Source organism: Mariniflexile sp. HMF6888 (assembly GCF_044335535.1).
In the GTDB taxonomy this organism is placed as follows: Bacteria; Bacteroidota; Bacteroidia; order Flavobacteriales; family Flavobacteriaceae; genus Mariniflexile.
The window spans coordinates 500,485-513,214 of sequence record NZ_JBIQVZ010000001.1; the positions used below are offsets into that span (position 1 = coordinate 500,485).

The window sequence follows — 12,730 nt, forward strand, 5'->3', positions numbered from 1 at the left end:
ACCAATTAACGCATCCCTTTCATCATTTGCATCATTTTTTTACCGCCGCCACCTTGCATCATTTTCATCATTTTGCTCATTTGGTCGAATTGCTTTAAAAGCTGATTGACTTGTTGTACCGAAGTTCCAGACCCTTTACCTATACGTTGTTTTCTACTGGAATTTATAATAGAAGGATTGCTGCGTTCTTTGGGGGTCATAGAATGTATAATGGCTTCGATACCTTTAAACGCATCATCATCAATATCGACATCTTTTAACATTTTTCCAGCTCCAGGAATCATACCCATAAGGTCTTTCATGTTTCCCATTTTTTTGATTTGCTGAATCTGCTTTAAGAAATCATCAAACCCAAATTGGTTTTTGGCAATTTTCTTTTGAAGTTTACGTGCTTCTTCCTCATCAAACTGCTCTTGGGCACGTTCAACTAACGATACCACATCACCCATTCCCAGAATACGGTCTGCCATTCGCGATGGGTAAAACACATCAATAGCTTCCATTTTCTCACCAGTACCGATAAACTTAATTGGTTTATTTACAACCGATTTAATGGAAATAGCGGCTCCACCACGGGTATCACCGTCTAATTTGGTTAAAATAACACCATCAAAATTCAATACATCGTTGAAAGCTTTTGCTGTGTTTACAGCATCTTGCCCTGTCATAGAATCTACAACAAACAAGGTTTCTTGTGGCTGAATGGCTTTGTGGATGTTCGATATTTCGGTCATCATCACTTCATCTACCGCTAAACGTCCCGCAGTATCTATGATGACTACATTATATCCATTTGCTTTTGCATGTGCAATACCTGCTTTTGAAATAGCTACTGGATCTGTATTGCCCCTATCGCTAAAAACCTCTACTCCTATTTGATCGCCTACAACATGTAGCTGGTCTATCGCTGCCGGTCTATAAACATCACAAGCAACCAATAAAGGTTTTTTTGATTTTTTTGTTTTAAGATAATTTGCCAGTTTACCAGAAAAAGTTGTCTTACCAGAACCCTGTAAACCAGACATTAAAATAACACTTGGGTTACCCGAAAGGTTGATACCTTCGGCATCACCACCCATAAGTTCGGTTAATTCGTCTTTTACTATTTTAACCATTAACTGCCCTGGCTGTAACGTTGTTAATACGTTTTGACCAAGTGCTTTATCTTTAACTCTTACGGTAAAGTCTTTTGCTATTTTAAAGTTAACATCGGCATCTAACAAAGCACGACGTACTTCTTTTAATGTTTCGGCTACGTTGACCTCGGTAATGCTTCCGTGACCTTTTAGTACGTGTAAAGCCTTATCTAATTTATCGCTTAAATTATTGAACATAATTTTTCTTGAAATTTTAAGAACTGCAAATTTAAGTATTTGATATATATAATAGAAGTAACATGCTATAAAAAAGACAAATAAAAAAAAGGTTGTTAAAACATGTGCTTAACAACCTTTATAAAGGAAACTTTATTTAATAATTAACCTAACCAATCAAAACATTAAGTTCCCTTTTTACCAAAAGCATACTTAATTTTTCTTTTCAAGGACTAATAGTCTTTCAATCTCTCCTGTTGAGCTTAAATCTTTTAACTCGATTTTGTTTGGTGAAACCTCTTTAATTCTCCATCTAAATGTAAGCTCGTTAAACGGTGCTTCATTTGCAAAAAGCAACCCTAAAAACAAGCCATTATTACGGTATGCTAACCAAGATCCTGCTGTAATACCAGCATTGGGATCAGTTACTTTTATTCTTCCGGTTTCTAAAAAGTTAATAGTGTAACCAGCAAAATTCTCTGTTGGATCTTGAACATGTACTAAACCATCCTCATATTTAGTAACTTCCCAAGTACCTACGACTAGAACGTCTTCAATATAGTTTACATCGCTGTCGGCTCTTAAACAGTGTCTTTCCAAAACCATTTTATTATTGGCGTTCTCTAGTTTAATCAAACCTGGCTCTAAAAATGTAATTAACCATTCTAGTTTTAAATCCGGTCTGCCTTCAAGAGTTATTCTCAAAATAAAACCAGCATTCCTAACACCTATTTCATAAGTACCCGCTACAAACTCGCCATTAATTCTAATATTAACTTCGTTGTTTGGCAAGAATTTTAATGGTGTTCCTATATACTCTTTTTCATTATCGATACCATTAACACTTAAACCTGCTATTCTCCATAAACATTCCTGTAAATAGCTCTCTATACGCTCTTTAGTAATATCTACGACAACATCGCAATTTTTCTTTAAGATGATTTTATTACCTCCTTCTGTATATAATTTGATTCTTCCGTATTCAATTTCATACACAAACCATTCTAAAGAAAAATCTACAAGGGTATCGAATTCTAATTTAATAGCCACACCATGGTCTGTAACACGAGTGCTCCAAGATCCCGTTAATATATCGCCTCCTCTTTTACGAACTTTGACCACACCATCTTCTTTAAATATCATAACATATTCTAGATAGGTATCGGTTAAACTATTTTGGTCTCTATTTACTTCATAAACCACCCAAGGGCACATTTTTAACAAATTATCTAAACGTTCTTTTGTGAAATCATCGTCATGATAATCGTTGTTATCGTCTTCATTACAAGCATTTTTTGCTTCTTTAATAACGTTGTGTAACTCAAGGTTGTTATTTACTGTTATAGTAGAGCCATCTGAATATTCCATAGTTACAGGAAAATTAAGACTAGCAAAAACTTCGGCATCCATGACACGTCTTATAAATTGGTATAATTGCCTATCGCTTTCAACAGTCACCACATTAATAACCTGAAAGTCTGCATTATAAACTGAAAACGATATAGGATATTGAAAATCGATACATTCAATATCGTCATCTTCTTCGTTTTCACCATGACATGTTTTAATTAAGTTTTCTAAAGCATCATGGTTTTCAATCACAACTTCGTCATGATCTGCTAGTGTGACGGTGATGGGAAATATAATTTCTAACTTGTCATCGTCATCCTCAAATTTATTGAAAATAGCCTCAATGGTTTTATAGCCTTCTTTAGAATCTATAATTATTTCTATTCCATTCGCTTTAACAGTAACAGGCAATTTAACAGACAAACAACTTGCCCTGTCTATAATATTATCGGCAGATCCGTCCATTTTAGACGTGGCACTTATCATACTTGTTAACTCAGATGTTGCTACAAGTGCTTCGGCTTCGGTAGGTTCAGTAATTTCAATGACTTCATCTTGACAAGACGTAAATAATAAAAGGGCAAAAAAAGGCAGTAGTAATAATGTTCTTAATTTAGTTTTCATGATTCTTGATTTTGGGTTCAACATAGCTTTTTGATTATAAAACAGGATAACTTTAAAAATTCCTACCCTATTTTTCAAAAATTTTTCAAACTTTAAAAATTCCAAACTTCAAAAAACCTTATTTTAGTGGCACAATCAACAACTAAAATGACTAAACAACTACATGAAAATATTTGCGAAGAGCGCTTATTTTCTTCTATATTTAATAAATACGCTAAAGATTTACACAACTTTTTATATTATAAGTATGGTGATTTGCTAAACCCAAAAGATAAAGTACAGGAAGCTTTTATTAAACTTTGGGAAAATTGCGCCAAGGTAAGTCCAGACAAGGCAAAAAGTTTTGTGTTTACGACTGCCAATAATTTAATGCTGAACGAAACAGCACACCAAAAGGTGGTATTAAGACACCAACAAAACAAACCAAAAACATATACCAACGAAAATCCTGAGTTTTTAATGCAGGAAACCGAGTATATGGACAAACTTCAAAAAGCACTTTCAAATTTAACTGATGCCCAACGTGAAGCCTTTATGATGAACCGGGTTGAAGGCAAACGTTTTAAAGAAATTGCTGAACTATTGGAAATTTCTACCAAAGCAGTTGAAAAACGGATTTATGGAGCGTTGGAGAAGTTGAGAAAAGATATTAAGGAGTTGTAACTGCTAGTTCTGGGTTCAAGGTTTTGGGTTCAAGGTGTTGGGTAAAAAAACTAAACTTAGCAACTTTGAAGCTTTGAAACTCTGAAACTTTGAAACTTTGAAACTCTAATGCTTTAAAACTTAAAAAAAAAGGGTAGGAAAAAATAAAAGTTAACTGTTATATAATTGAATATCGAAATGATGAACAGAGAAGAATTAATATCGAAATGGTTAAATAATGATCTAAACGATCAGGAACTTGAAGCGTTTAAAATGCTTGAAGACTATGATGATTTAGTTAAGTTACATCATGGTGTACAGGCTTTTAAAGCTGAAGACTACAATACGTCTGCTGAATTAGAAACCGTGTTAAAAGCCATTAAAACCCCTAAAAAATCATCAACACATTGGGTAAAACCATTGATGCGTGTTGCCGCTGTTCTTGCTATTTGTTTTAGCATATACTATTACACTACAACTATAGATACTACGGTTACTACCCAATTTGCCCAAAAAACATGGGTAGAACTGCCAGATAACTCCAGTGTTAATTTAAATGCAAAATCCCTCTTAGCATTCAATAAAAATTCATGGAAAAACGAACGCGAAGTAACCCTTGAAGGTGAAGCTTTTTTTAAAGTTGCTAAAGGGTCATCGTTTCATGTTATAACAAAATCAGGAACCGTTACGGTTTATGGTACTCAATTTAATGTGAAACAACGAACGCATTATTTTGAGGTTATTTGCTACGAAGGTTTAGTGGGCGTTACTTACAATTCTCAAGAAACAAAATTAAAACCTGGCGACAGTTTTTTAATTATCGATGGGAAACAAATTGCTAAAGAAAAAGAAAACCGCTCAACACCTTCGTGGTTAAATAACGAAAGTACCTTTAAAAGCTTACCTTACAAAGAAGTGATAGCCGAGTTTGAAAGACAGTACGATGTAGATATTACACTTTTAAACATCGATTCCAATCAGCTATTTACAGGTAGTTTTGCGCACAACAATCTGGATGTTGCTTTAAAGGCAATTACATTACCTTTACACGTAACCTATAGTAAAACAAACCGTACCATAACATTAAAACGTGAGTAGCAAAGGACTCCTTTCTATTTTTTTATCATTGTTTTTTTTGAATGTTGCCACCCTAAAAGCGCAAACCGTTCAAAAAGAAAAGCAACCGCTCATTACCATTTTAAAAATTCTTGAAGAAAAATATAGCATTCGTTTTTCTTATATAGATGAAACCATTAAACAAAAAAAAGCACTACTACCAAACTCCAATTTAAACTTAGAAGACGTTTTAGAATTACTTAAAGCCGAAACTTTATTAGATTTTGAATTGTTGGACAACCGATTTGTTGTTATTAAAAACCAAACCGAAAACCAATCCAGAGGTTTCGAAATGCAACGTTTAAAAGAAGTTACTATTAACAATTATCTCACCACCGGTATTACAAAATTAAACGATGGTTCCATTGTAATAAAACCCGAAACATTTGGCATTCTTCCGGGATTGATTGAACCCGACGTTTTACAAACCATACAAGCCTTACCGGGCGTTTTAAGCACAGACGAAACCGTTTCAAATATTAATGTGCGTGGAGGCACCCATGACCAAAATCTACTGCTGTGGGATGGTATAAAAATGTACCAATCTGGGCATTTTTTTGGACTGATTTCAGCCTTTAACCCTTACACCACAAAACGTATTAATATATTCAAAAATGGTACAAGTGCTAAATATGGTGATGGGATTTCGAGTGTTATAGACATGGAATTACCCAATAGTATTGACAACCAATTTAAAGCTGGTTTGGGTTTTAATTTAATAAATGCCGATGGTTTTGCTAAAATTCCGCTTTCAAAAAAGACAGAATTACAACTAGCTTCGCGTCGCTCGATGACCGATTTAATTTTAACCCCTACTTACGACCAATATTTTAAACGTATTTTTCAAGATTCCGATTTAACCAAAATCAACAAAAATTCAATTTCAAAAAACGAACAATTCTATTTTTATGATGTTAACATGAAATTTTTATACAACATCACTGACAAAGACCAAATTAGAATTCATTTTTTAAACGTAAACAATTATTTAAACTACGACGAACAATCTTCTATAAACGATAGAAATGAAGCGTTTAATAGTAAATTATCGCAACAAAATATAGCCTCTGGAATTACTTATACCAGAAATTGGAATAAATCGCTTTCTTCAACTTCGCAATTTTATATATCGAATTACGATTTAGATGCCACAAACTATGACATTACCAACAACCTTCGATTAATTCAAGAAAACGAAGTATATGATGGTACTGCCAAAATAGATATTAATTATATACCAAGTCTTAAACTAAAAATAAACGGTGGTTACCAATTTACTGAAGTTGGCATTAGCAACTTAGAAGATGTTAACAATCCTGTTTTTAGAAGCTATATAAAAGAAGTTATTCGCAGCCATGCGGTTTATGCAGAAACAGGGCTACTATCAAACAATGCCAAAACGAACCTAAAAATGGGTGCACGATTAAATTATATCCAAAAATTCGGCCTGTTTTTTGCCGAACCAAGATTAAGTTTCAGTCAGCGATTTTTAAATAATTTTAAGTTGGAAATTTTGGGTGAATTCAAAAGTCAAACCACAACCCAAATCATCGATTTACAAAACGATTTTTTAGGTATTGAAAAACGCCGATGGGTTTTGGCGAATAACAATAAAGATATTTTAATTGACGATGATGGTAGAACTATTTACCCTGTTCCCATTTTAAAAAGCAAGCAACTATCGGCAGGCATTCATTTCAACAAAAACAAATTACTTATAAGTGCAGAAACCTATATAAAAAAAGTAGATGGTATTACCACACGGAGTCAAGGATTTCAAAACCAATATCAGTTTGTAAACAGTATTGGCAGTTACGAAATTAAAGGCATAGACTTTTTATTGAATAAACAATTTAGTGATATGGTTAGTACTTGGGTTTCTTATTCGTACAACACAAATAATTATACGTTTGATACTTTGAATAATGGCAAAGCCTTTCCTAACAATGCCGACATAAAACATGCCGTTACATTAGGAGGCACTTACACTTATAACAGCTTCAAATTTGCTTTAGGCTTAAATTGGCATTCTGGAAAACCAACCACAACACCGAGTGAAAACGACGACCCCAACGACGATGTGATAACCTATGAAAACCCCAATAGTTCCAATTTAAAAGACTACTTACGCACCGATTGTTCTGCTACTTACCAATTCAATATTTCCAATACTTCTAAAGCAACGGTGGGAGTTTCCGTTTGGAATATTTCAAACGAAAAGAATATTATAAACAGCTACTACACTTTAGATGATGAAAATTTGGTTACTAAAGTTGAAAATCAATCTTTAGGAATAACACCTAATGTTAGTTTCAGAGTTCATTTTTAATACCTTTTCAGAATAAAATTGATTGCTATTTTATTTTGAAAAACGGAACGAACCATTTCAAATGTAGATATATATTTAGTTCACTAAGTTGGTATTTGTTAGCTATATTTACCGATGTGCTTCGCAGTTGTTTTTTAAAGGTCATATGGACACGAGTGATAGCGAACTGGGAAGCAATCGCTTTATCTTCATTGATGTTTATCTCACAAATTTTATTTTCATTAGTGTTCGATGATTATCAATTGAAGTTTCTTGTCATTTTAATCATAATTTTACTAGCCCCAATTATTTATTCTTAATAAATTAAAAATTCCACATATCTTAGGACTTATTGTAGCAAATGCTGTTATTGGCCCTAACGGTTATAATTTATTGCCCTCGATAGCAACACTATTCTAAAAACACGTTATAGTTCTCTTCTTTTTCGATATAAATATATTTATTGCAAACTAAAGAAAACACGTTAAACGAGCCTTCCAAAAAACTCCTAATTCAAATTAGCCAAACTCGCTTTTAAAGTCTCCATTTTAGCCAAGGCATCAGCTTCTTTTTTGCGTTCATTGGCAATAACCTGTTCTGGTGCACCAGCTACAAAACGTTCGTTCGACAGTTTCTTTTGTACCGATTTTAAAAAACCTTCCGTATAATTTAACTCTTCCGTTAGTTTTTTAATTTCCTCTTCCACATTTACAGAACCTGCCATAGGCACAAAATACTCATTGGATTTCACCCTGAATGTTAAGGCACCATCTACAGTTTCAGAAACATAATTTATACCTTCCAGATTTCCGAGTTTAATAATCACCTCATCAAAGGTTGTATGGACTTTTTCATTATTAATAACTGAAAAAGCAATGGCATCTTTAAAAGCTATATTTTTCTGGGCTCTTATATTTCTAATACCTGAAATCACTTCCGAAGCAAATTCAAATTCGGTAATCAATACTTCATTAATAGATTTTGATTCTGGCCATTTTGAAATAATCAAAGCTTCTTCAGGCGTTCTTTCTGAAATATAATGCCAAATATCTTCGGTTAAAAAGGGCATAAATGGATGCATTATTTTTAAGTTATTTTCAAAAATAGCAATGGCACTTTTAAATGTTTTGGTATCTATAGGTTTTTGATATTCCGGTTTTATCATTTCTAAAAACCAACCACAAAAATCATCAAAAATCAATTTATAAATAGTCATTAACGCATCGCTTAATCGGTATTTACTAAAGTGATCTTCTATTTCCAATAAAGCTTTTTGGAATTTAGACTCGTACCAATCTATTGCTATCTTACTAGAATTTGGTTGCGGAATAGTATCATCAATCTCCCAACCATCAACCAAGCGGTAAGCATTCCATATTTTATTTCCAAAACCTTTACCTTGTTGGCAAAGCGATTCATCAAACAATAAATCGTTGCCTGCTGCCGAACTTAATAACAATCCAACACGAACACCATCAGCTGTGTACTCTTCAATGAGTTTTAAGGCATCAGGCGAATTCCCTAAAGACTTACTCATTTTCCGGCGTTGTTTATCACGCACCAACCCTGTTAAATACACATTTTCAAAAGGTTTTTCACCTTTATATTCGTAGCCTGCAATAATCATACGGGCGACCCAAAAGAATAAAATATCGGGACCAGTCACTAAATCGTTAGTTGGATAGTAATATTTTATGTCCTTATTTTCTGGATTTCGAATGCCATCAAACACACTCATGGGCCATAACCAAGACGAGAACCAGGTATCTAAAGCATCCGTATCTTGAGTTAGGTTGTTGGTTGTTAGTTGTTGGTTGTTGGTTTTTTGTTTTGCTAATTTTAAAGCTTCCTCTATAGTTTCGGCAACTACAAAATGGTCTTTGCCATCGCCATAATAGTAGGCAGGAATCTGTTGTCCCCAAAGCAACTGACGGGAAATATTCCAATCGCGAATATTCTCCATCCAGTGGCGGTAGGTGTTTTCAAATTTCTTAGGAAACAATTTGATTTCTGCGTTTTCACCTAAAACAGCTTCAATGGCAGGTTTTACTAAATCTTCCATTTTCAAAAACCACTGATCTGATAATCGGGGCTCTATAACGGCTTTGGTTCTTTCGGAGGTTCCTACTTTATTAAGGTGGCTTTCGGTTTTAACCAAAAACCCTTTATCTTCCAATTCTTTGGTAATCTCTTTTCTAACGACAAAACGGTCTTTTCCTTGATAATGCAAACCAAAACTGTTAAGAGATGCATCTTCATTAAAAATATCAATAACTTCAAGATTGTGTTTATCTCCTAAGTTTTTATCATTTTCATCATGCGCCGGTGTTACTTTTAAACAACCTGTACCAAATTCCATATCTACATAGTCATCTTCAATAATCGGAATGACACGATTGCAAATAGGCACTATGGCCTTTTTACCTTTTAAATGTTTAAAACGGGCATCGTTCGGGTTAATACAAATAGCGGTATCTCCAAAAATGGTTTCTGGGCGTGTTGTGGCGATGGTTAAATATTCCTCCCCTAGCCCCTCCGAAGGAAGGGAACTCTCACTCGTTGCTCCCTCTCCTTTGGAGAGGGTTGGGGTGAGGATTTTGTATTTTAAATAATATAAATTGCCTTGACGTTCTTCATATATAACTTCTTCATCAGAAAGTGTTGTTTTTGCCTCAGGATCCCAATTGACCATACGGTACCCTCTATAAATTAGTCCTTTGTTAAACAAATCAACAAACACCTTGATGACCGCTTCACTCATATCATCATCCATAGTGAATTTGGTTCTATCCCAATCACATGAACATCCTAATTTTTTAAGTTGCTCTAGAATGACGCCACCATATTCGTGCGTCCAATCCCATGCATGTTTTAAAAATTCTTCACGAGATAAATTGTTTTTATCAATGCCTTGTTCCTTTAGTTTGGCTACTACTTTGGCTTCGGTAGCAATAGATGCATGGTCTGTACCAGGAACCCAACAGGCATTTTTACCTTGCAAACGGGCACGACGAATCAATACATCTTGAATTGTATTGTTAAGCATATGCCCCATGTGCAGTACACCAGTGACATTTGGCGGCGGAATCACAATGGTATATGGCTCTCTTTCGTCTGGCTCTGAATGAAAGTAATTATGTTTCATCCAGTAGTTATACCATTTAGTTTCTACCTGACTTGCATCATATTTTGAAGGCATTTGCATACTTTGGAATAGTTTTTGAATAATAATTCGCAAAAGTACTTATATTTCTTTTTGTATAAAAGATAAATACAGATTGATAAAAACAACCCTGTATTATTTTAACAATTTTTAATAATTACAATAGAAAAGTTATATGTACTTTTAACCAATGAGTTTATAAAAATAAGTTCTTTAACCTATTATTTTTGCTGTTTATGGAAAAAATAAGTATGTTTGGAGTGAATTTTAATGCAAAAAAGACTGTTATAATGACTTAAATGACTGAGTCATTAACATCTAAAAGAAGCAAAACAACAAAGCAAATACAATAACAATGAAAAAATTATTTACAATTTTATTTATCGGATTAGTAAGTTTAGCTATTAACGCACAAGAAAAGGTAGCTAAAATCGAGTTTAAATCGGACGTAGTGGATTATGGAACTATTGAAAAAGGTTCTAATGGGGTGCGTGTTTTCGAATTTACGAATACAGGTAATGCGCCTTTAATAATATCCAATGTGACTTCTAGCTGCGGTTGTACTATTCCTAAAAAACCAGAAGGTCCAATTTTACCTGGAAAAACCGGGGAAATTGAGGTAAAGTATGATACCAATAGAGTTAATCCTATAAGAAAAACAATTACGGTTATCTCTAATGCAGACACACCAACCGTTGCCTTAAAAATTAAAGGTGAAGTTGTAGACACTAAAAGTGGCAGTGTACTTGAGAAAAAAGAAAAAAGTGTTGTACAGCAATAAAAAATAAAATACAATTTATAAAAAGTCCCTAAGTGTTTACTTAGGGACTTTTTATTTTAAAATGGGTTTTCTAAGTTAAAGCTAAAACTCATTGTTTTTCCTTTTCTGTCTACTTTTAGCTTTATGTGCTTCCCTACATCATCGTAAAACTCATGCATAATATCCTGCAATGAAAATTGATGCGTTGGTTTATTATTTATTCTTAAAACAACATCTCCAATAAGTAAACCTGCTTTTTTAGCAGGAGAATCATCACGCAATTCTACAATAGTATATGCTGGCTTTAATGATATTTTGTACTGGGTATCAATAACAATTTTCGTGCTATTTAGGGCATCATCATTCCTGATTATTCCCGATTTTTCTTTTAAAATTCTATCGTCTACTTCTTTAACCAGCCTAACACCATCGTGTGCTAGCTCAATACCACTCTTATTATAACTGAATTTTTCTTTAAATAAAGCATTTTTTTTAAGCGTGATGATAGCTTTTTGATAGTCGAAAATAATATTAAATCGCTTCAAAATATTCCCTGCCAAACTTCCATTTCGGTTTTTAAATTTTCTTGCAAATGAAATTGATGCACTATCTGGATAGGCAACATTGGTATTTTCCAAAACAAAACTCTTTAATGATAACGCATCCATTTTAGTACGCTTTCCATACACACTTCCGCTTAACCCATGTCCCAAGAAATCATTAAAAAAAGCATGGCTTGATTTAATACCTAATGAATCGTTTTCAAACAACCATAACGCATCACTTCCTCCTGAATCTACTAAAAGCTTTACTGGTATTTTTTTATTGTCAATGGTAACTTCTACATTTATATATGGTTTACTGTTGTAGAATTCTAAATTAAAAGTCTCGCACTTTCTACATTTTTTATACCGATAGGCCTCAGGATCGGTTAACTTTAAATATTTCCTTGAATAGTTTACCTCAACTATAAGATCTCTAAAAATATCATTACCTATAATGCCATGAACGGGAAACCCTAGTTTGGGCGCTAAATCTAAATTAGCCTCAAATATTGCATATAACTCCTGTTTCAGATTTATAGCATCACCAATTTTAATAACATTGTCATCAGATTTCAGTGCTTCAACCAATTCCCCTTCACCCAAGCCTCTTAAAAAAATAGTTTCGGTATTTTTAATTTTTAAAGTATCGGAAACATTTAAAAAATTAAATATGATAGGCTTACTCACACCTGTATCCAATAAAAAAGAAAGTGTAACACCATTAATTTCTACAGGAATAATAATTAAATTATTTATAAGATTAAATTTCACCTTATCGGATCTGTGTTTATTTTGAATGGTGAATTTCCCTTGTGAAAAACCAAGGTTATTCAACAAAAAAACAACCAATATAAAAATCACAGACCTTTTCATATGTAAATATTTATTGTTTTTTAATGGTCATACGGT

At 33.5% G+C, this 12,730-nt stretch carries 8 protein-coding genes; 4 read left to right on the plus strand and 4 right to left on the minus strand.

Going from position 1 to position 12,730, the window contains the following annotated elements; genetic code table 11:
• Nucleotides 1-5 precede the first annotated feature (5 nt).
• Both ffh and ACGLWY_RS02405 read right to left on the minus strand, forming a co-directional pair.
• On the minus strand, nucleotides 6-1,334 hold the full coding sequence (gene ffh / locus ACGLWY_RS02400) for a signal recognition particle protein (protein ID WP_117172697.1): 1,329 nt from the start codon (nucleotides 1,332-1,334) through the stop codon (nucleotides 6-8).
• A gap of 192 nt (nucleotides 1,335-1,526) precedes the next feature.
• Nucleotides 1,527-3,287, minus strand: a complete 1,761-nt coding sequence (locus ACGLWY_RS02405; protein ID WP_396618074.1) for a hypothetical protein — start codon at nucleotides 3,285-3,287, stop codon at nucleotides 1,527-1,529.
• A 147-nt stretch (nucleotides 3,288-3,434) separates the two neighbouring features.
• Here ACGLWY_RS02405 and ACGLWY_RS02410 point away from each other — a divergent pair, with 147 nt between their 5' ends.
• The 3 genes from ACGLWY_RS02410 (at nucleotide 3,435) to ACGLWY_RS02420 (ending at nucleotide 7,374) form a co-directional block, all read left to right on the plus strand.
• The gene (locus ACGLWY_RS02410) at nucleotides 3,435-3,950 is read left to right on the plus strand and encodes an RNA polymerase sigma factor (RefSeq protein ID WP_396618075.1); all 516 of its coding nucleotides are present in this window, start codon (nucleotides 3,435-3,437) and stop codon (nucleotides 3,948-3,950) included.
• A 177-nt stretch (nucleotides 3,951-4,127) separates the two neighbouring features.
• Complete coding sequence (locus ACGLWY_RS02415; protein ID WP_396618076.1) at nucleotides 4,128-5,027, plus strand: FecR family protein; 900 nt, start codon at nucleotides 4,128-4,130, stop codon at nucleotides 5,025-5,027.
• Complete coding sequence (locus tag ACGLWY_RS02420) at nucleotides 5,020-7,374, plus strand: TonB-dependent receptor plug domain-containing protein (RefSeq protein WP_396618077.1); 2,355 nt, start codon at nucleotides 5,020-5,022, stop codon at nucleotides 7,372-7,374. Before ACGLWY_RS02415 ends, ACGLWY_RS02420 begins: the two co-directional genes overlap by 8 nt.
• A 487-nt stretch (nucleotides 7,375-7,861) precedes the next feature.
• On the opposite strand, the gene ACGLWY_RS02425 is transcribed toward ACGLWY_RS02420, so the two are convergent.
• The gene (locus tag ACGLWY_RS02425; RefSeq protein WP_396618618.1) at nucleotides 7,862-10,558 is read right to left on the minus strand and encodes a valine--tRNA ligase; all 2,697 of its coding nucleotides are present in this window, start codon (nucleotides 10,556-10,558) and stop codon (nucleotides 7,862-7,864) included.
• Nucleotides 10,559-10,871: 313 nt separating this feature from the next.
• On the opposite strand from ACGLWY_RS02425, the gene ACGLWY_RS02430 reads away from it, so the two are divergent.
• A complete protein-coding gene (locus ACGLWY_RS02430) occupies nucleotides 10,872-11,297 on the plus strand; it encodes a DUF1573 domain-containing protein (RefSeq protein WP_396618078.1) in 426 nt (141 codons plus the stop codon).
• A 56-nt stretch (nucleotides 11,298-11,353) separates the two neighbouring features.
• On the opposite strand, the gene ACGLWY_RS02435 is transcribed toward ACGLWY_RS02430, so the two are convergent.
• The gene (locus ACGLWY_RS02435; RefSeq protein ID WP_396618079.1) at nucleotides 11,354-12,694 is read right to left on the minus strand and encodes a PDZ domain-containing protein; all 1,341 of its coding nucleotides are present in this window, start codon (nucleotides 12,692-12,694) and stop codon (nucleotides 11,354-11,356) included.
• Nucleotides 12,695-12,730: the final 36 nt, after the last annotated feature.

Coding starts and splice junctions, on each gene's coding strand:
- ffh (WP_117172697.1), bottom strand. CDS start 1,334: ATGTTCAATAATTTAAGCGATAAATTAGATAAGGCTTTACACGTACTA.
- ACGLWY_RS02415 (WP_396618076.1), top strand. CDS start 4,128: ATGATGAACAGAGAAGAATTAATATCGAAATGGTTAAATAATGATCTA.
- ACGLWY_RS02410 (WP_396618075.1), top strand. CDS start 3,435: ATGACTAAACAACTACATGAAAATATTTGCGAAGAGCGCTTATTTTCT.
- ACGLWY_RS02405 (WP_396618074.1), bottom strand. CDS start 3,287: ATGAAAACTAAATTAAGAACATTATTACTACTGCCTTTTTTTGCCCTT.
- ACGLWY_RS02430 (WP_396618078.1), top strand. CDS start 10,872: ATGAAAAAATTATTTACAATTTTATTTATCGGATTAGTAAGTTTAGCT.
- ACGLWY_RS02425 (WP_396618618.1), bottom strand. CDS start 10,558: ATGCAAATGCCTTCAAAATATGATGCAAGTCAGGTAGAAACTAAATGG.
- ACGLWY_RS02435 (WP_396618079.1), bottom strand. CDS start 12,694: ATGAAAAGGTCTGTGATTTTTATATTGGTTGTTTTTTTGTTGAATAAC.